Source organism: Pseudomonas brassicacearum (assembly GCF_009601685.2).
Lineage (GTDB): Bacteria > Pseudomonadota > Gammaproteobacteria > Pseudomonadales > Pseudomonadaceae > Aquipseudomonas > Aquipseudomonas kilonensis_B.
Genome location: NZ_CP045701.2, coordinates 4774519 through 4794555 on the forward strand (window position 1 = coordinate 4774519; position 20037 = coordinate 4794555).

The 20037-nt window shown below is 59.7% G+C and carries 17 protein-coding genes; 4 read left to right on the plus strand and 13 right to left on the minus strand.

What is annotated here, in order from left to right; all coding sequences use genetic code 11:
- The first annotated feature begins 204 nt into the window (after positions 1-204).
- Both fabA and fabB read left to right on the plus strand, forming a co-directional pair.
- Positions 205-720 carry a 3-hydroxyacyl-[acyl-carrier-protein] dehydratase FabA gene (fabA, locus tag GFU70_RS20385; protein ID WP_003204400.1) on the plus strand — a complete coding sequence of 172 codons (516 nt, stop codon included), beginning with the start codon at positions 205-207 and terminating at the stop codon, positions 718-720.
- 11 nt (positions 721-731) lie between these two features.
- Positions 732-1952: a beta-ketoacyl-ACP synthase I gene (gene fabB, locus GFU70_RS20390; RefSeq protein ID WP_058543174.1), complete on the plus strand. Its 1221-nt coding sequence runs from the start codon at positions 732-734 to the stop codon at positions 1950-1952.
- A 127-nt stretch (positions 1953-2079) separates the two neighbouring features.
- Here fabB and GFU70_RS20395 read toward each other — a convergent pair whose 3' ends face one another.
- Together GFU70_RS20395 and GFU70_RS20400 are read right to left on the minus strand one after the other, a co-directional pair.
- The gene (locus GFU70_RS20395; protein ID WP_018610122.1) at positions 2080-2544 is read right to left on the minus strand and encodes a DUF3859 domain-containing protein; all 465 of its coding nucleotides are present in this window, start codon (positions 2542-2544) and stop codon (positions 2080-2082) included.
- Between the two features lie 133 nt (positions 2545-2677).
- On the minus strand, positions 2678-3694 hold the full coding sequence (locus tag GFU70_RS20400) for an amidohydrolase family protein (protein ID WP_058543176.1): 1017 nt from the start codon (positions 3692-3694) through the stop codon (positions 2678-2680).
- A 126-nt stretch (positions 3695-3820) separates the two neighbouring features.
- On the opposite strand from GFU70_RS20400, the gene GFU70_RS20405 reads away from it, so the two are divergent.
- Entirely contained in the window at positions 3821-4681 is an 861-nt protein-coding gene (locus tag GFU70_RS20405) for a pirin family protein (protein WP_153388721.1), read from the plus strand.
- A gap of 223 nt (positions 4682-4904) precedes the next feature.
- On the opposite strand, the gene GFU70_RS20410 is transcribed toward GFU70_RS20405, so the two are convergent.
- The 4 genes from GFU70_RS20410 to GFU70_RS20425 all read right to left on the minus strand — a co-directional run bounded on the left by GFU70_RS20410 (position 4905) and on the right by GFU70_RS20425 (position 8629).
- On the minus strand, positions 4905-5633 hold the full coding sequence (locus GFU70_RS20410; protein ID WP_058543983.1) for a dienelactone hydrolase family protein: 729 nt from the start codon (positions 5631-5633) through the stop codon (positions 4905-4907).
- Positions 5634-5702: 69 nt separating this feature from the next.
- Positions 5703-7607, minus strand: a complete 1905-nt coding sequence (gene htpG / locus GFU70_RS20415) for a molecular chaperone HtpG (protein WP_064106992.1) — start codon at positions 7605-7607, stop codon at positions 5703-5705.
- A gap of 87 nt (positions 7608-7694) precedes the next feature.
- Positions 7695-8156: a PaaI family thioesterase gene (locus GFU70_RS20420; RefSeq protein WP_058544639.1), complete on the minus strand. Its 462-nt coding sequence runs from the start codon at positions 8154-8156 to the stop codon at positions 7695-7697.
- Positions 8153-8629, minus strand: a complete 477-nt coding sequence (locus tag GFU70_RS20425; RefSeq protein ID WP_058544640.1) for a PaaI family thioesterase — start codon at positions 8627-8629, stop codon at positions 8153-8155. The genes GFU70_RS20420 and GFU70_RS20425 overlap by 4 nt, the downstream gene beginning before the upstream one ends.
- A gap of 157 nt (positions 8630-8786) precedes the next feature.
- Here GFU70_RS20425 and GFU70_RS20430 point away from each other — a divergent pair, with 157 nt between their 5' ends.
- Positions 8787-9047: a hypothetical protein gene (locus tag GFU70_RS20430; protein ID WP_058544641.1), complete on the plus strand. Its 261-nt coding sequence runs from the start codon at positions 8787-8789 to the stop codon at positions 9045-9047.
- A 70-nt stretch (positions 9048-9117) separates the two neighbouring features.
- Here the strand turns inward: GFU70_RS20430 and GFU70_RS20435 are convergent, their stop codons facing one another.
- From GFU70_RS20435 to GFU70_RS20465, 7 genes are all read right to left on the minus strand, one after another.
- Complete coding sequence (locus tag GFU70_RS20435) at positions 9118-9855, minus strand: DUF599 domain-containing protein (RefSeq protein ID WP_058544642.1); 738 nt, start codon at positions 9853-9855, stop codon at positions 9118-9120.
- A gap of 283 nt (positions 9856-10138) precedes the next feature.
- Positions 10139-11452, minus strand: a complete 1314-nt coding sequence (brnQ, locus tag GFU70_RS20440) for a branched-chain amino acid transport system II carrier protein (RefSeq protein WP_064106981.1) — start codon at positions 11450-11452, stop codon at positions 10139-10141.
- A gap of 480 nt (positions 11453-11932) precedes the next feature.
- On the minus strand, positions 11933-12817 hold the full coding sequence (gene sucD / locus GFU70_RS20445; RefSeq protein WP_003179236.1) for a succinate--CoA ligase subunit alpha: 885 nt from the start codon (positions 12815-12817) through the stop codon (positions 11933-11935).
- Positions 12817-13983 carry an ADP-forming succinate--CoA ligase subunit beta gene (gene sucC, locus GFU70_RS20450; RefSeq protein ID WP_003179235.1) on the minus strand — a complete coding sequence of 389 codons (1167 nt, stop codon included), beginning with the start codon at positions 13981-13983 and terminating at the stop codon, positions 12817-12819. The genes sucD and sucC overlap by 1 nt, the downstream gene beginning before the upstream one ends.
- A gap of 196 nt (positions 13984-14179) precedes the next feature.
- Complete coding sequence (gene lpdA, locus GFU70_RS20455) at positions 14180-15616, minus strand: dihydrolipoyl dehydrogenase (RefSeq protein ID WP_058544643.1); 1437 nt, start codon at positions 15614-15616, stop codon at positions 14180-14182.
- A 113-nt stretch (positions 15617-15729) separates the two neighbouring features.
- Entirely contained in the window at positions 15730-16953 is a 1224-nt protein-coding gene (gene odhB, locus GFU70_RS20460; RefSeq protein ID WP_058544644.1) for a 2-oxoglutarate dehydrogenase complex dihydrolipoyllysine-residue succinyltransferase, read from the minus strand.
- Positions 16954-16997: 44 nt separating this feature from the next.
- Complete coding sequence (locus GFU70_RS20465; RefSeq protein ID WP_058544645.1) at positions 16998-19829, minus strand: 2-oxoglutarate dehydrogenase E1 component; 2832 nt, start codon at positions 19827-19829, stop codon at positions 16998-17000.
- Between the last annotated feature and the right edge of the window lie 208 nt (positions 19830-20037).

The following is a 20037-nucleotide window of genomic DNA, read 5'->3' on the forward strand; positions in this document are numbered from 1 at the left end:
GCGGCAGTCTTAGGCACCCGAACAAGCCTCGATTGGGGCTTGAATAAAAATTTCAGTGCACAGGTGTACATTCATTTCCCGTGTGCTGTGACTTTCACTACAACGCAATAGTCTATGAGTAGGCTGTCGATTCGAGGCATGAACGCTTCGGTCGGCCGGGAAGATTTGCCCCACCCTGCCGCATGGGACTATTGAGGAGCTCGCATGACCAAACAAAACGCCTTTACCCGGGAAGATCTGCTGCGCTGCAGTCGCGGTGAGCTGTTCGGCCCAGGTAACGCGCAACTGCCCGCCCCGAACATGCTGATGGTGGATCGCATCACCCATATCAGCGAAGAGGGTGGCAAGTACGGCAAAGGTGAATTGGTCGCCGAGCTGGATATCACTCCGGACCTGTGGTTCTTCGCCTGCCATTTCGAAGGTGATCCGGTGATGCCGGGCTGCCTGGGCCTGGACGCCATGTGGCAACTGGTCGGTTTCTTCCTCGGCTGGCAAGGCCTGCCGGGTCGCGGTCGCGCCCTGGGTTCGGGCGAAGTGAAGTTCTTTGGTCAGGTCCTCCCGACCGCCAAGAAAATCACCTATAACATTCATATCAAACGCGTCCTCAAGGGCAAGCTGAACATGGCCATTGCCGATGGTTCGGTTGCCGTTGATGGTCGCGAGATCTACACCGCCGAAGGCCTCCGGGTCGGCGTTTTCACCTCCACTGACAACTTCTAAGGGTTATCCGCATGCGCCGCGTCGTTATCACTGGTCTGGGCATCGTTTCGTGCCTGGGCAATGACAAAGAGACCGTCTCCGCTAACCTGCGTGCAAGTCGCCCTGGCATCCGGTTCAATCCGGAATATGCCGAAATGGGTCTGCGTAGCCAGGTTTCCGGCTCCATTGACCTCCCCCTCGAAGAGCTGATCGATCGCAAGATCTACCGTTTCGTCGGCCACGCGGCGGCTTACGCCTACCTGGCCATGAAGGACGCCATCGCTGACTCCGGCCTGACCGAAGAGCAGGTTTCCAACCCGCGCACCGGCCTGATCGCCGGCTCCGGTGGCGCCTCCACCTTGAACCAGATGGAAGCGCTGGACATCCTGCGCGAAAAAGGCGTCAAGCGCGTTGGCCCGTACCGCGTCACGCGGACCATGAGCAGCACGGTTTCCGCCTGCCTGGCCACACCGTTCAAGATCAAGGGCCTGAACTACTCCATCGCCTCTGCCTGCGCCACCAGTGCCCACTGCATTGGCAACGCCATGGAGCAGATCCAGATGGGCAAGCAGGACGTCGTGTTCGCCGGCGGCGGTGAAGAAGAACATTGGAGCCAGTCGTTCCTGTTCGACGCCATGGGCGCCCTGTCCAGCAAGCGCAACGACACGCCGGAAAAAGCTTCCCGCGCCTACGATGCCGACCGTGACGGTTTCGTCATCGCCGGCGGCGGTGGCATGGTGGTGGTCGAGGAGCTGGAACACGCCCTGGCCCGTGGCGCCAAGATCTACGCGGAAATCGTCGGCTACGGCGCCACTTCCGACGGCTACGACATGGTCGCGCCAAGTGGCGAAGGCGCCATCCGCTGCATGCAGATGGCCATGTCCACCGTTGATGCACCGATCGACTACCTGAACACCCACGGCACCTCGACTCCGGTCGGCGACGTCGCGGAAATGAAAGGTGTGCGCGAAGTGTTCGGCGACAAGGCCCCGGCCATCAGCTCCACCAAGAGCCTGTCGGGTCACTCCCTGGGCGCCGCCGGCGTTCACGAAGCGATCTACTGCATGCTGATGATGGAAGGCAACTTCATGGCCGGCTCCGCCAACATCGACGAGCTGGATCCAGAAGTGGCCGACCTGCCAATCCTGCTCAAGACTCGCGAGAACGCCACCATCGATACCGTGATGAGCAACAGCTTTGGCTTTGGTGGCACCAACGCCACCCTGGTACTGAAGCGCTGGCAGGGCAAGTAAGCCCCGCCGCTACGCCACACACAAAAACGCCCCGACTGGTTCGGGGCGTTTTTTTTGCCTGGCGAATTTGCCTGGGTTCATTGTGGGAGCGGGCCTGCTCCCACATGAGGCCTACAGTAGATGGAATTCAGCGCACGACAAACCGCTGCTGCGTCAACAGCCGATCACCCTGGAACACCATGAACCGCCACTCCCCCGGCACCACTTCGTGGCTTTCGGTGAATTCGTAGGCCATGACATCCTGAGGCGCGCCGGGTACCAGCTTCTGGATGACCTCGAACTTGTCGTGGCGCACGCCATCGGGGGTGCGAATGCCGGGGGTGAAGTACAACAAGGTCAACGGCTGGTCATCCGCGACCTTGCCGGCCAACTGGTAGCGCATGCCGAACTTGGTGCCCAGCTTCGCCGGCACGCTCTCGGTCTGGCGGATCTGCTCGTTGCTGCGCCGCAGGACTCGCTCTCCCGATTGCAGCTCGGCTTGCGGCCCTTCGAAAACACCGTACTCCACCGGGCCTTCGACACGGACTTCGGCCTGTGCCAGGCCGCAGGTCAACAACAGCGCCACCAGTGCGCTTGAACGGGTGAGGTGCATAGTGCGCTCCTTGATTGAGATGAGCGCGAGGGTATGACGCGGGAGTGACAGGCTGATGACAAAGCGATGTTGGCCTGTGGGAGCAAAGCTTGCTCGCGATGCCGGCACCTCAGCCTTCAAGACCGCATGACTTTCACCGCAGGCAAGCCTTGCTCCCACACAACACCGCCAAAAAGTTATCCCGCGCCACCTTCTGCGCCACGTCTTGCGGCAAGGCATCGAGAAACGGATCGAAACTGCGCAACTCCTTGCCCAACTTGTTGAACCGCCCGACGACATCCGAGCCCACCATGAAGCGCTCAGGAAAGCGCTTCACCAGCGTTACCCACTCATCCCGGGGCTTACCCGCCTCGTCCAGCAAATACGGCGTGAGCACGCTCCAGGACAGGTCTATGTACAGATTGGGGTAGGCCTCGAGCATGCGGGTCAGGGTCGGCAACAGAAAATCCAAGCGGGTCTGGTGGCGATGGATTTCCATGCTGGTACCGGCATGGGCCCAGATGAAGCGCGTGTGCGGGTGATTGCGCAACGGTTCCTCGATTTCTGCCAGGTACAGCGGATTTTTCTCACGCTTGGAAGTGATGTTGGAATGCAGCATCACCGGCAAGTCGTTCTCGGCCGCCAGGTGATAGATCCGCGTCATGGCTTCGTTGTTGGCCCGTGGGGTGTCGCCCGAGGTCAGCGCCGTCAGGTCGTCATGACGGGTGAAGACCTCGCCGATGCCTTGCCACAAACCCGGGTAGAGATCGAGCATGCGCTGGATATGGGCGGCGGAGTTCTTGTCGTTGGGATTGAAGCCCGACAAAAAAGGATGGAAGTGCCGGCGTTGTTCCTGGGTCAGCTTGCTCACCGCGGCGGCGACAATCACGTCGGTGGCGCTGTACCAATAGGCATCCGCGTCGTCACCGGCGTAATAGCGCGGACGCTTGGGCTCGTCCTCGTGCCATTTCTTGGCCACCGGCACACCGGAAATCATTACATGCTCAATGCGATTGTCCGCCATCGCCTGGAGCAACTTGGGCATGCCGGCGGTTTCCTGGAAGAAATCGACGTAATGCAGATGTGCATCGCTGTAGGTATATTCGCGAGCCACGGCACCGCTGCTGGAAACAACCAGCAGCCAGGCACAGATCAAACGGGGCAGGGACACGGGCAGCCTCCAGAAACCTTGAACAACGTAGACCCTAACCGTCCCGCCTGGGTTCAAGGTGCATGTGCAGCGTCTACTGGCGACGGGTTATGCTTCGTGCAACCGTTGTTCAACCTGGAAGACAACATGACCACTCCCCTGACCGTTCGCCCCCGCGCCGAAGACGTCGAAGGCCAGCCGATTCTTCGTCCGCTGCCGTCCGCCAAATGCCGCAACGTCGGGCCTTTCGTGTTTTTCGATCACATGCTGCAAACCACCTACCCGGCCGGCAAAGGCATGAACATCCGCCAGCATCCGCATATCGGCCTGTCCACCCTCACCTACCTGTTCGAAGGAAAACTCCAGCACAAGGACAGCCTCGGTTCCGATCAGGTGGTGGGTGCCGGGGATGTCAGTTGGATGACCGCTGGCAGTGCCATCGCCCACGTCGAGCGCACTCCCGAATCCTTGCTCGGCAGCGCTTTTATCATGCACGGGTTGCAAGTCTGGTTGGCCTCACCCAAGGCCCACGAACAGGGCCCCGGGCACTACAGTCATCACCCGGCTCACAGCCTGCCCGTCAGCGAGAACCTGGGAGTCAGCATCCGCATGATCGCCGGGTCAGGCTTTTGCCTGGAATCGCCAGTGCCGGTGCTGTCGCCGACGCTTTATGCCGAGTTGAAGCTGCAAACCGCGACGACCTTGCTGATTCCCAACGAACATGAAGAGCGGGCGCTGTATGTGGTGAGCGGCGAAGCGTCATTGGATGGCGAGCCGGTAGAAGCCCATTCCCTGGTGATATTGCCGATCGGGGAAGAGATGACGCTGTTTGCCGACAGTGACTGCCATGCCGTGCTGTTCGGCGGTGCCCCCCTGGACGGGCCGCGTCGGATCAATTGGAATTTCGTCGCCAGCGACCCGGCCCGGATCGATGAAGCCCGCCGACGCTGGGCGGCTGGGGACTGGCCGACTGTGCCGGGGGAAAGCGAGCGGATCGAATTGCCCTAAATTCACAACATCCTGTGGCCAGGGAGCTTGCTCCCGCTCGACTCTGTAGGAGCTGGCGAAGCCTGCGATCTTTTGATCTTGATCTTGATCTTGATCTTGATCTTTCGCTTGGGATTCAAGTGACTGGGGAAAGATCGCAGCCTCGTTTCACTCGACAGCTCCTACACGGCTCCTACGGCCCAGCGGGAGCAAGCTCCCTCGCCACGGGTGCTACTTGAAGCTTTCAGCCCCTGAACACTTCATCCAACAAGTTATGCATCGAGCGGAACGCCCGTCCGGCGACCTTGGCGTCGTACATCATCTTGCCCGGCACATTGGCCTGCGGGTCGGTGAACGAATGCACCGCACCGCCGTAACTCAGCAGTTGCCAATCCACCCCGGCGGCGTTCATTTCATCTTCGAAGGCCGGTAGCTGCTCTTTCGGCACCAGCGGGTCCGAGGCGCCATGCATGACCAATACCGCGCCCGTGATGTTCTGCGCATCAGCCGGGTTCGGTGTATCCAGGGTGCCGTGGAAGGAAATCGCCGCCTTCAGCGGTGCGCCGCTGCGGGCCAGTTCCAGAGCGCAACAGCCCCCGAAGCAAAAGCCGAACGTGGCCAGCCTGGAAGCGTCGACCTGCGCTTCACCCTGGCTTTGCAGTTGCTCGAACGCCGCCTGCATGCGCTTGCGCAACAAGGCCCGGTCATTCTTGAGGGGCATCATCGCCGCCCCCGCCTCATCGGCATTGCTCGGACGGACCGTCTGCCCGTACAAGTCGGCAATCAACACCACATAACCGTTGGCCGCCACCGACTTGGCAATGTCCTCGGCACCCGCCCCCACACCCATCCAGTTCGGCGCCATCAGCAACCCCGGGCGCGGGCCCTGCTGATTGACGTCGAAGGCCAGGCGACCTTCATAACTTTGCCCTTCGATCTGATAGACCAGCGAACGAACCGTAACCTGACTCATGACGGACTCCTTTTTGACTGAATACCAGAAATGAAAAAACCCGCCGAAGCGGGTTTTTCCTGCACTTACTTAAGCTGACAGTTCAACCAGCAGCTTGTTCAGGCGACGCACATACGCCGCCGGGTCCTTCAAGCTGTCGCCAGCCGCCAGGGCCGCTTGGTCGAACAGGATGTGCGACAGATCGCCGAAACGCTCTTCGCTCTGCTCGTTGTCGAGTTTCTCCACCAGCGGGTGGGCCGGGTTGAATTCGAAGATCGGCTTGGAATCCGGGACTTTCTGGCCGCTGGCTTCGAGGATCTGGCGCATTTGCAGGCCCAGGTCCTGCTCACCGATGGCCAGGATCGCCGGGGAATCGGTCAGGCGGTGCGAGACACGCACTTCGCTGACCGCATCGCCCAGGGCCGTCTTGATCCGCTCGACCAGGCCTTCCTTGCTCTTGGCGACTTCTTCGGCGGCTTTCTTGTCTTCTTCCGAATCCAGGTTGCCGAGGTCCAGGTCACCACGGGCCACGTCGACAAAGCTCTTGCCGTCGAACTCGTTGAGGTAGCTCATCAGCCACTCGTCGATGCGGTCGGTCAACAGCAGCACTTCGATGCCTTTCTTGCGGAAGACTTCCAGGTGCGGGCTGTTCTTGACCTGTGCATAAGTTTCACCGGTCAGGTAGTAGATCTTGTCCTGGCCTTCCTTGGCGCGGGCCAGGTAATCGGCCAGGCCCACGACTTGCTCGCCATCGTCACCCTGGGTCGACGCAAAACGCAGCAGGCCGGCGATTTTCTCTTTGTTGGCGAAGTCCTCGGCCGGGCCTTCTTTCATCACCTGACCGAAGTTTTTCCAGAAGCTCTTGTACTGCTCGGGCTCGTTCTTCGCCAGTTTTTCCAGCATGTCCAGCACGCGCTTGGTCAGTGCGGTCTTCATGGAATCGATGATCGGATCTTTCTGCAGGATTTCCCGCGAAACGTTCAACGACAGATCGTTGGAATCCACTACACCCTTGATGAAACGCAGGTACAACGGCAGGAACGATTCGGCCTGGTCCATCACGAACACACGCTGCACGTACAGCTTCAGGCCGCGTGGCGCTTCGCGCTGGTACAGGTCGAACGGCGCACGGGCCGGCACGTATAGCAGCGAGTTGTATTCCAGCTTGCCTTCGACCTTGTTGTGGCTCCAGCTCAGCGGGTTTTCGAAGTCATGGGCGATGTGCTTGTAGAACTCCTGGTATTCCTCGTCCTTCACCTCGGTGCGCGGGCGGGTCCACAAGGCACTGGCGCGGTTGACGGTTTCCCATTCCACTTCAGGCTTTTCTTCGCTTTCGGCCGCGGTGACTTCCTTCGGCAGCTCGATTGGCAGCGCGATATGGTCGGAGTACTTCTTGATGATGTTGCGCAGGCGCCAGCCATCGGCGAACTCGTCTTCGCCGGACTTGAGGTGCAGCACGATGCGGGTGCCGCGATCAGCCTTGTCGACGGTGGCGACTTCAAACTCGCCCTCGCCCTTGGACGACCAATGCACGCCTTCGCTCGCAGCGAGGCCGGCACGGCGGCTGAACACTTCGACCTGGTCGGCAACGATGAACGCGGAATAGAAACCGACGCCGAACTGACCGATCAGGTGGGAATCTTTCTTCTGGTCGCCCGACAGGTTCTTCATGAAATCGGCGGTGCCGGACTTGGCGATGGTGCCCAGGTGCGTGATCACCTCTTCGCGGCTCATGCCGATGCCGTTGTCTTCGAGGGTGACGGTTCTGGCGTCCTTGTCGAAGCTCACACGGATTTTCAGCTCGGCGCCGCCTTCCAGCAGTTCAGGCTTGGAAAGGGCTTCGAAACGTAATTTGTCGACAGCGTCAGAGGCGTTCGAAATCAGCTCGCGAAGGAAAATTTCCTTATTGGAATACAGCGAGTGAATCATCAGGTGCAGCAGTTGCTTCACCTCGGTCTGGAAGCCCAGGGTTTCCTTTTGAGTTTCCACGCTCATGGTCATCAAACTCCAAGTGGATGGTGGTGTCCGCCTCGCTGAGATTGGCGGCGGGATGTCCTGAAGGTGGGGGCAACGCTGATGATTTCAAGGGCGATCCGGTTTTGAAGGCTCCTTGATCTTGAAATGTGCCCGGGCAGTGGCGATGGGTTCGGCCTCGACGTCCTGCCAGGCGGTGATCGCGACATTGGCGACCCGCCGGCCCTGGCGCCAGACCTGGCATTTGGCGTAGGTGTCGCGAAACTGTCCGGTGCGCAGGTAATCCAGGGAGAAATCGATGATTTTCGGTATGCCTGGCGTGCCAGTGGCGATCAACAGATGCACTGCAGCGGCCAGTTCCATGAAGCCGGCAATGACCCCGCCATGAATGGCCGGCAGTAAAGGGTTACCAATGTTGTCTTTGTTGGCCGGCAGGCGAAACAACAAGTCGTCGCCCTGGCGCGTGCATTCGACGCCGATGAGTTGCGCATAGGGGATCGAGGCCAGCAGCAGCGCGTAATCGCCCTGTTCGCAGGCATGGCGCAGTTGTTCCTGGAGGGTATCGGTCATGGTTGGCCCACGGCGGTCATCGAGCCGCCCTTCCCTATTCCCCTGGCATGCTGGCCCAGGCGCATGAATGTACCCACCACATGGGCGATGGGTTGCTCGGGGTCGTCCTGGTAGGCGAAACCCCGGGTGAAGATCACGTCCGGGGTGACTCGGTAGCATTGCGCGAAGCCGTAGACATCCTTGTGGGGCTCGGCGGCGTGCATGTAGTCGATGCGCAGGTCGAGGGTGGGACAGACTTCGAATTGCGGCAATACACATAACGTCGACATGCCGCACGCGGTGTCCATCAGTGAGGTCAACGCCCCACCGTGGATGATGCCCGTCAGGGGATTGCCGACGATTTTCGGGCTGAACGGCAGGATGACCGTCAGCCCGTCACGACTGGCACTGTGCAGCTTCAAGCCCAGCACCTGGCAATGCCTGAGTGCGGATAAAAAACGTGTTGCACGCTCAAAAACGGGGTCTTCGGTCATTCGATCAACGCTCCAATGAGTGACGAGACCTGACAACAGGTGCGACTCACAAAGTTCAATTGCCGTGCAAAGTTATATATCTGTTACGCAACAGGAACTTAATCCGAAAGGCAGTGTTCAAAAGGCCAGTAGTTATTTCCATAAGGAGAAACACCCCATGCGTAAGACTTTTGCTATTGCCTTGATGTTGGCCGCCTCCCTCGGCCTCGCTGCCTGCGATAAAAAATCCGAGGACAAAGCTCAAGATGCCACACAACACGCTGAGCAAGCTCAGCAAGACATGAACAAAGCACAGGATAAAGTGAACGACGCGGCGAAAGAAAACGCCGAAGCCGCCAAAGATCAGGCCGAATCGAACGAAGCAGCCGCGAAAGAACAAGCCCCGGCTCCGGCTCCTACCGCGCCAGCAACCAACTGATACGGTTCAAGCAGTAAAAGAAACCCGCCTGGCGCGGGTTTTCTTTTGCCTGTGATTTGAGGCGCGCCTGTCAGGCCGCTTCCTTGCCAACCTCGGGCACTGGCGCTTCAGTGGGGGTATAGACCATCACGTCCAGCACATCGGAGTGAAATTCGCGCTGATACAACACGAACACCACGCCAGCGCTCATCAACATGAATAACCAGGGGCTGACGAACCACGCCAACATGGTCATGCCGAAGTAATAGGCACGCAGGCCGAAGTTGAACTGGTTGGCGGCCATGGAGATCACTCGCGCCGCCCTCAGCGCAAAGGCCTTGCGCTCCTGTTCCGACACATGGCGCTCACCGATCATCGGCGCCGAGCCAATCAGCACCGCCGCGAAGTTGTACTGGCGCATGCACCAGCTGAAGGTGAAGAACGCATACACGAACACCAGTGCCAGGCACAGCAACTTGACCTCCGCCATGCCCTGGGACGCCTGCTGCACCATGGGTATGTCCGCCAGCAACGACACCGCCCGATCAGACGCCCCGAGTACCGTCAGGATACCGGCCAGGATGATCAGCGTGCTGGAGGCGAAGAAGGATGCGTTGCGCTCCAGGTTGCCGACCACGCTGGCATCGGCGATACGGTTCTCGCGCAGCAGCATGCGGCGCATCCAGTCTTCGCGGTAGAGGTGCATCACGCTGGCCAGGCAGGCCGTGTCGCGCGCCTTCCAGGTGGCATATCGGGTGTAGCCCGCCCAGCAAATGATGAACCAGGCGGCGGCAAGCAGGTGGATCAGGTTGGCTTGGATGAATGACATTCGATTTCCTGTATGTCTAAAAACATGACGTCTAAAGCCAGACTTGCCTTGAAATGCCGACCTGTGGGCGAGCTTGCTCGCGATAGCGCCGGATCAGTCAGCGACGAGGTGGCTGATAGACTGCTATCGCTAGCAAGCTCGCTCCCACAAGATTCTGTGCAGGTTTTTCATGACACTGCTTCGACGTTAGTCCACGGAAAAAGACACTGCACTCAAAAAAAATGCCCCGTATCGATTGATACGGGGCATTTCAGTTCTTGCCGATGGATCTGTCGTAGGCCGCTTAAGCCAACGCTTCGCTGCGCTTGCCCAGCAGGCGATCGCACACCACCGCGACCGCCAGGGTCATCACCGAAGGCACCAGCCAGGCCAGGCCTTGCTCGCTCAGTGGCAGGTGGGCCAGTTGCGTCGGCATCCAGTCCGCCAGGCCGGCGCCCTTGAGCGCATCGACCAGGCCAAACAGGAACGACACCAGCATCACCGGGCCAACGATGCGCCCCTGCTCGTGCCAGAAGTCCTTGCAGAAGCTCAGGGCCACCAGGGCGATGCACGGCGGGTAGATCGCGGTGAGGACCGGAATCGAGAACGCGATCAGCTTGGTCAGGCCCAGGTTGGACACCAGCAACGAAAAGGCCGCCAGGATCACGACCAAGGTCTTGTAGGACAGCGGCAGCAACCGGCTGAAGTACTCGGCACAGGCGCAAGTCAGACCAACCGCGGTCACCAGGCACGCCAGCGAGATCAACACCGCAAGGAAACCGCTGCCCAAGCTGCCGAAGGTGTGTTGCACGTAGGCATGCAGCACAGCGGCGCCGTTGGTTGCGCCCACGGCCACTTCATGGCTGCCCGAACCCAGGCGGAACAGGCTGACATAGACCAGCGCCAGGCCCACCCCGGCAATCAATCCGGCAATGATCGCATAGCGGGTGATCAAGGCTGGCGACTCGACGCCCCGGGAACGGATCGCGTTGACGATGACAATGCCGAACACCAAGGCGCCCAGGGTATCCATGGTCAGGTAGCCATTGATGAACCCTTGGGAGAACGGCGCCGCCACGTATTCAGGGGTGGCCACGCCAATATCACCGGCGGGCAAGGCAAACGCCGCGATGCCGAGCGCGGCCAGGGCGATGATCTTCAGTGGCGCGAGGAAGCGCCCGACGGTGTCCAGCAGACGGCCCGGGTAGAGCGAGATGAAAAATACCAGCAGGAAATACGCTGCACTGTAGAGGAACAGCGCCAACGGGCTTTCGCCGGTCAACGGCGCCAGGCCGACTTCGAACGAAACGGTGGCGGTTCGCGGCGTGGCGAACAACGGGCCGACGGCCAGGTAGCACACGGCCGCCAGCACACCACCGGCGAGCTTGCCGATGGGGCTGCTCAAGGCGTCCATCGCACCGCCCACCTTGGCCAGTGCAACGACCGTGATGACCGGCAGCCCGACCGCCGTGATCAAGAAGCCCAGCGCCGCCATCCAGACATGGGGCCCGGACTGCAAACCGACGATAGGCGGGAAGATGATGTTGCCGGCCCCGACAAACAGGGCAAATGTCATGAAACCAAGCGCCAGGACATCCTGGCCTTTCAACACTTTCATTTAAGGAAACCACACTACTGAATCGGAATTTAGAGAGGGATTTCCCTTGAGGGTAGAGGGAAATGCTGCCGATCCGTATGGGACCGACCCGTTTAGCGCGGCGCTTCCTTGTGGGCAGCGGTCGCAAAAATGGCTGCTAGCCTAACGAATTTACGTTAAGAACGCACTGTTACGGGGCGAACTATCCGATACACGACGTTTCCGTGTCGCGTTTACGTATCTATTTTTCCTGCGAAGCCCCTTGCCGTAAGGGCCTTTATCTGTGGAGCAAGGCTTTGTGGGAGCAAGGCTTTGTGGGAGCAAGGCTTGCCCGCGATAGCGTCAGCGTGAACTGACAGATAGAACTGAGTCGCCTGCATCGCGGGCAAGCCTTGCTCCCACAGGGCCTTGTTCTCAGAAAGCTTGCTTCAACAGTGCCGGAAACGACAAAGGCCACCCGAAGGTGGCCTTTGTTGCTGGAACAAAAAAGTCAGCCGAAGCTTACTTCTTCATTTCCCAGCCAGTCAGCTCGGCCAAGGCCTTGCCGATGTCTGCCAGCGAACGCACGGTTTTCACGCCTGCGTCTTGCAGTGCAGCGAACTTCTCGTCTGCAGTGCCTTTGCCGCCAGAGATGATTGCGCCAGCATGGCCCATGCGCTTGCCCGGAGGAGCAGTCACACCAGCGATGTAGGAAACAACCGGCTTGGTCACGTTGGCCTTGATGTAGGCAGCCGCTTCTTCTTCAGCCGAACCGCCGATCTCACCGATCATCACGATCGCTTCGGTCTTCGGGTCTTCCTGGAACAGCTTCAGGATGTCGATGAAGTTCGAGCCTGGGATCGGGTCACCGCCGATGCCGACGCAAGTCGACTGACCGAAACCGGCGTCAGTGGTCTGCTTCACAGCTTCGTAGGTCAGGGTGCCGGAACGGGAAACGATACCGACCTTGCCTGGCAAGTGAATGTGACCTGGCATGATGCCGATCTTGCATTCGCCTGGAGTGATCACGCCTGGGCAGTTAGGGCCGATCAGGGTGATACCCAGCTCGTCGCACTTGACCTTGGCTTCCAGCATGTCGATGGTCGGGATGCCTTCGGTGATGCAGACGATCAGCTTGATGCCGCCGAACGCTGCTTCAAGGATGGAGTCCTTGCAGAAAGGAGCTGGAACGTAGATCACGCTGGCGGTGGCGCCAGTGGCAGCTACAGCGTCTTTCACGGTGTTGAACACTGGCAGGCCCAGGTGCTCGGTGCCGCCTTTGCCCGGTGTTACGCCGCCAACCATCTTGGTGCCGTATTCGATGGCTTGCTGGGTGTGGAAACTACCTTGCGAACCGGTAATACCCTGGCAGATAACCTTGGTGTCTTTATTGATCAGGACGCTCATTATTTGCCCTCCGCAGCTTTAACGACTTGTTGAGCAGCGTCGGTCAGGCTGGTAGCAGCGATGATGTTCAAACCGCTTTCTGCCAGTACTTTAGCGCCCAGCTCAGCGTTGTTGCCTTCAAGGCGAACAACAACCGGGATTTTCACGCCAACTTCTTTCACGGCGCCGATGATGCCTTCGGCAATCATGTCGCAGCGAACGATGCCGCCGAAGATGTTGACCAGTACTGCAGCGACGTTGGTGTCGGACAGGATGATCTTGAACGCTTCGGTTACGCGTTCCTTGGTAGCACCACCGCCCACGTCGAGGAAGTTGGCTGGCTTGCCGCCATGCAGGTTGACGATGTCCATGGTACCCATGGCCAGGCCAGCACCGTTGACCATGCAGCCGATGTTGCCTTCCAGGGCTACGTAGTTCAGTTCGAACTTGGCAGCGTGCGCTTCGCGCGGATCGTCTTGCGACGGATCGTGGAAAGTCTTCAGCTTAGGCTGACGGTACATGGCGTTGGCGTCGATGTTGATCTTGGCATCGAGGCAGTGCAGGTCGCCGTCGGCCTTGATCACCAGCGGGTTCACTTCCAGCAGTGCCAGGTCGTGGTCCTGGAACAGCTTGGCCAGACCTACGAAGATCTTGGCGAATTGAGTGACCTGCTTGCCTTCCAGGCCCAGCTGGAATGCCAGCTCGCGCCCCTGGAATGGCTGTGCGCCAACCAGTGGATCGATGGTGGCCTTGAGGATTTTCTCAGGGGTATCGTGAGCGATTTTCTCGATGTCCACGCCACCTTCGGTGGAAGCCATGAACACGATACGGCGGCTCGAACGGTCAACGACAGCGCCCAGGTACAGCTCTTTAGCGATATCAGTGCACGATTCAACCAGGATCTTGGTGACTGGCTGACCGTTGGCGTCAGTCTGGTAAGTCACCAGACGCTTGCCCAGCCACTGCTGTGCGAAGGCTTTGGCGTCTTCTTTGCTGCGAACCAGCTTGACGCCGCCCGCTTTACCGCGACCACCGGCGTGAACCTGGGCTTTGACAACCCATTCGCTGCCGCCGATTTTGTCGCAAGCTTCTGCTGCCGCTTCCGGGGTGTCTACCGCGTAACCGGTGGATACTGGCAGGCCGTACTCAGCGAACAGCTGCTTACCCTGATACTCGTGAAGATTCATGCTTATTACCGTCTTCGTTAGGTACTGCGCATTCGGTGCTGCACCGTTCTGGTGCCGCACCACCTGTGACTGCTGCTTGCGTAGCGTTCCAGTTGACCGGTTCGGCTACGCAAGGCTGCGTCCAGCGGATATTCCGCGGTGAGTCTTGCTCGCAAGGCTCACGACGGGCCATACCGCCGTGGTTTCTTATTGTTTTTTAACGCTTCTTGCGGTTGGCCACGTGGATGGCGCCGCCATTTACGGCCAGGGCCGCTTCGTGCAAGGCTTCGGACAGGGTCGGATGGGAGAAGACCATCATGCCCAGATCTTCAGCGCTGGTGCCGAATTCCATGCCGATCGCGCCTTGCTGTACCAGCTCGGCAGCGCTTGGGCCAATGACGTGAACGCCCAATACGCGATCCGTCTTGGCGTCGGCGATGACTTTCACGAAACCACCGGTATCGTTGGCTGCCATGGCACGGCCGGAGGCTGCGAACGGGAAGGTGCCGACGTTAACTTCAACGCCTTCGGCTTTCAAGGCCTGCTCGGTCTTGCCAACCCATGCGATTTCCGGGTGGGTGTAGATAACCGAAGGGATCAGGTCGTAGTTCATCTGGGCTTTGTGGCCCTTGATGCGCTCGACGACCATGATGCCTTCTTCGGATGCCTTGTGTGCCAGCATCATGCCGCGAACCACGTCACCGATGGCGAAGACGCCCGGTACCGCGGTTGCGCACTGGTCGTCGACGGCGATGAAGCCACGTTCGTCGATTTCCACACCGCTGTCGGTAGCCAGCAGGTCGGTGGTCACAGGACGACGGCCGACCGCGACGATCAGTTTGTCGAAGGTGATGGTCTGTTCGCCGTTGGCGTCGGTGTAGGTCACCACGACTTCTTCGCCGTTGACCTTCGAACCGGTCACGCGCGCGCCCAGCTTGATGTCCAGGCCCTGTTTGGTCAGGGTTTTCAGCGCTTCCTTGGAAACCGCGGCGTCAGCGGCCATCAGGAAGGTATCGAGGGCTTCCAGTACGGTCACCTGCGCACCCAGGCGCGACCATACCGAACCCAGCTCGAGGCCGATCACGCCAGCACCGATCACGCCCAGGCGTTTCGGCACGGTCTGGAATTCCAGGGCACCGGTGGAATCGACGATCACGTTCTGGTCGACCGGAGCTGGTGGAATGTCGATCGGACGCGAGCCTGGCGCCAGGATGACGTTCTCGGCTTCGATCACTTCAACCGAACCGTCTGGCTTGGTCACTTCGACTTTCTTGCCCATCAGCAGCTTGCCGTGGCCCTGGATCGAGGTCACGCCGTTGGCCTTGAACAGGGTGGCAACACCGCTGGTCAGGTTCTTGACGATGTTGGCCTTGCGACCCACCATCGCCGGCACGTCCATCTTCACGTCGCCCGTGCTGATGCCGTGGATCGCGAAGCCGTCTTGGGCTTCGTGGAACTTCCAGGAGCTGTCCAGCAGCGCCTTGGAAGGAATGCAACCGACGTTCAGGCAAGTACCGCCGAGGGCCAGCTTGCCCTCCTTGTCGGTGTATTTCTCGATGCAGGCAGTGGTAAGGCCCAGTTGCGCAGCCTTGATGGCCGCTACGTAGCCGCCAGGGCCCGCACCAATCACTACCACGTCGAATTTCTGAGTCATGAGTCATTCCTTTTCGAATCAAACCGGACGGTCACTTGTGGTGACCGTCGTGGGACGAAACCGGTTGTTTCAGCAAGGGGCCGGTCACAACAGACCGGCCCTCGCGGCGAAAATCAGATATCCAGCAGCAGACGAGCCGGATCTTCAAGCAGGTTCTTGATGGTTACCAGGAACGTCACGGCTTCTTTACCGTCGATCAGGCGATGATCGTAGGACAGTGCCAGGTACATCATCGGACGAATCACGACCTGACCGTTGATCGCCATCGGACGCTGCAGAATGTTGTGCATGCCCAGGATAGCCGCTTGTGGCGGGTTGACGATCGGGGTCGACATCATCGAACCGAATGTACCACCGTTGGTGATGGTGAACGTACCGCCGGTCATCTCTTCGATGGACAGCTTGCCGTCACGGGCCTTCTTGCCGAAGGTGGCGATGCCGCCTTCGATTTCGGCCAGGCTCATCAGTTCGGCGTTACGCAGTACCGGAACCACCAGGCCACGGTCGCTGGAGACCGCAACACCGATGTCGGCATAGCCGTGGTAGACGATGTCGGAACCGTCGATCGACGCGTTGACGGCCGGGAAGCGTTTCAGCGCTTCGGTGGCAGCCTTGACGAAGAACGACATGAAGCCCAGGCGTACGCCGTTGTGGGACTTCTCGAACAGATCCTTGTACTTGGAACGCAGGGCCATGACTTCGGTCATGTCGACTTCGTTGAAGGTGGTCAGCATCGCCATGTTCGACTGTGCTTCAACCAGACGCTCGGCAACCTTGGCACGCAGGCGGGTCATCGGAACGCGTTTTTCAACGCGGTCACCGGCAGCGAACACCGGAGCGGCAGCGGCAGGTGCGGCAGGCTTGGCAGGTGCTGCGGCCGGAGCGGCTTTCTTGGCGGCAACGGCGGCTACCACGTCTTCCTTGGTCACGCGACCACCCTTGCCGGTGCCGGCAACGGAAGCGATGTTGATGCCGTTCTCTTCAGCCAGCTTGCGAGCAGCAGGCGCAGCCACTGGATCGTCTTCGCCAGCGGCGGCTGGAGCAGCAGCCTGGGCAGCGGCCGGTGCAGCAGCAGCGGCTGGAGCGGCGGCAGCAGCGCCGCCCTCTTCGATCGAGCCCAGGACCTGGTTCGACAGAACGGTAGCGCCCTCCTCGGCAATGATTGCGCCCAGCACGCCGTCAGCTTCGGCCAATACTTCCAGCACGACCTTGTCGGTCTCGATGTCGACGATCAGGTCGTCACGCTTGACGGCCTCGCCTGGTTTCTTGTGCCAGGTGGCAACGGTGCCATCGGCAACCGATTCCGGGAATGACGGGGCTTTGATTTCGATAGCCATTATCTGTGGGTCCTTAAAATTCGGTTTCAGTCAGCGCGAAGGCGTTAAACAGTGAAGGCATCTTGCAGCAGTTTTTCCTGCTGCTCGGCGTGCATCGACGCATAACCACACGCAGGTGCAGCGGAAGCATCACGGCCGGCATATTCCAGGCCCAGGGCCTTGTTATGGTTGCCAATGCTGCGACGCAGGTGATGCTGGCTGCTGTACCACGCGCCTTGGTTCATCGGTTCTTCCTGACACCACACCACATGAGTGAGGTTGGTGTAAGGCGCGATGGCCTCCATCAGGTCTTCTTCCGGGAACGGGTAAAGCTGCTCGATACGCACGATGGCGATGTCTTCACGGCCTTCGGCACGACGTTTTTCCAGCAGGTCATAGTAGACCTTGCCGCTGCACAGGATCAGGCGAGTCACCTTCGCCGCGTCCTGGGTATCGATTTCCGAAATAACGGTCTGGAAGGAGCCTTCGGCCAGATCCTCGAGCGTGGAGATCGCCAGTTTGTGACGCAGCAGCGACTTGGGTGTCAGCACGATCAGCGGCTTGCGCAGCGGACGGATGACCTGACGACGCAGCAGATGGTAGATCTGTGCCGGCGTCGTCGGTACGCAGACCTGGACGTTGTGCTCGGCACACAGTTGCAGGTAGCGCTCCAGACGTGCCGAAGAGTGCTCCGGCCCCTGCCCTTCATAACCGTGAGGCAACAGCATGGTCAGACCGCAGAGACGGCCCCACTTGTGCTCGCCGCTGGTGATGAACTGGTCGACTACTACCTGGGCACCGTTGGCGAAGTCGCCGAACTGGGCTTCCCAGATCACCAGCGCATTCGGCTCGGTGGTGGAGTAGCCATATTCGAACGCCAGGACGGCTTCCTCGGACAGCAGCGAATCGTACAGGTCGAAACGTGGCTGGCCTTTGTACAGGTGTTGCAGCGGGATGTAGGTGCTGGCGTCTTTCTGGTTGTGCAGCGCCGCATGGCGGTGCGAGAAAGTGCCGCGGCCTACGTCCTGGCCGGTGATGCGAATCGGGTGACCTTCGAACGCCAGGGTCGCGTACGCCATGGTTTCAGCGTAACCCCAGTTGATCGGCAGGCCGCCGGCTTGCATCTTCTGCCGGTCTTCGTAGATCTTCGAGACCTGGCGCTGAACCACGAAGCCTTCCGGTATTTCCAGCAGCTTGGCGGACAGTTCCTGCAGGGTCTTGAGGTCGAAACGGGTGTCGTGACGAGCGGTCCAGGCGTGGCCCAGGTAAGGACGCCAGTCCACGAACAGCTCTTTGTTCGGCTCTTTGACCAGGCTTTTTACAACGTGCAGGCCGTTGTCCAGGGCATTGCGATATTCATCGACTTTTTCCTGGACGCGCGCAGCATCCAGCACGCCACTCTGTGTCAGGCGCTCGGCATACAGCTCACGGGTGGTGCGCTGCTTGGCGATCTGCTGGTACATCAGGGGTTGGGTGCCGCTTGGCTCGTCGGCCTCGTTGTGGCCGCGACGACGGTAGCAGACCAGGTCGATCACCACGTCGCGCTTGTACTGCATGCGGTAGTCGATGGCCAACTGGGTCACGAACAGCACGGCTTCCGGATCATCGCCATTCACATGGAGAATCGGTGCCTGGATCATTTTCGCGACGTCGGTTGCGTACTCGGTGGAACGCGAGTCCAGCGGGTTGCTGATGGTGAAACCGACCTGGTTGTTGATAACGATGTGAACCGTACCGCCAGTCTTGAAGCCGCGGGTCTGCGACATCTGGAAGGTTTCCATGACCACGCCTTGACCGGCGAATGCCGCGTCACCGTGGATGGAAATCGGCAGGACTTTTTCACCGGTCGGATCATTGCGACGATCCTGGCGGGCACGGACCGAACCCTCGACCACCGGGGAAACGATTTCCAGGTGGGATGGGTTGAAGGCCATGGCCAGGTGCACTTCGCCACCTGTGGTCATCACGTTGGACGAGAAGCCCTGGTGGTATTTCACGTCACCAGAACCCAGTTCGACCTTCTTCTTGCCTTCAAACTCGTCGAACAGCTCGCGCGGGTTCTTGCCGAAGGTGTTGACCAGTACGTTCAGGCGGCCACGGTGAGCCATGCCGATGACAACTTCCTTGGTGCCGTAGGAACCGGAACGCTGGATCAGCTCGTCCAGCATTGGAATCAGGCTTTCGCCGCCTTCCAGGCCGAAACGCTTGGTGCCCGGGTATTTGGTACCCAGGTATTTCTCCAGACCCTCACCGGCGGTGACGCGCTCGAGCAAGTGGCTCTTGATGTCGGTGGAGTACGTCGGACGACCACGAACGCTTTCCAGACGCTGCTGGAACCACTGGCGCTGCTCGGAATCGGTGATGTGCGTAAATTCAGCGCCAATGGTGCGGCAATATGTCTGCTGCAACGCTTCGTGAATTTCGCGTAGGCTCGCTTCCTCTTTGCCGATGAACAGGTCGCCGGCACGGAAGGTCGTATCAAGATCGGCATTGGTCAAGCCGTAATGAGTGATCGACAGGTCTGCAGGTGCAGGACGCTGCCACAGCCCCAGCGGGTCGAGCTGGGCTGCCTGGTGGCCTCGCATCCGGTAGGCCTGGATCAGTCGCAGCACTTCAACTTGCTTCTTCTCGTGTTCACTGCTCACGCTGCCGGCAGAGACCGGTTGAGCGCGGCGCTGGTTCTTTGCCAGCAACACGAAATGATCGCGAATCGTCGAGTGCGAAACATCAGTGGCAGAGTTACCGTCAGCCGGCAACTTCTGAAAGTAGGTGCGCCATTCTTCTGGCACAGCGTTAGGGTCGTGCAGGTAGAGCTCGTAGAGCTCTTCCACATAGGCAGCGTTACCACCGGAGAGGTGGGCACTGTTCCACATGCGCTGCATCACGCTTTCTTGCATGCTTGGTCACCCTCGATTAGGGGAACACCACCGGCGAAAACACCGAGCAAACTTGCAGAAGTCCGAGTGCAGCGACTAAAACAAGCCACTTAGGATCACGCTGATAGTCCGGGTACCAGCCCGGATGCCCCTGCTTGTCTCATTTCTTCAAAATAAGAACTGCCGCTTTGTAAGCGGCTGTTCTGGTTATAGCCACGACGCGGGTTGA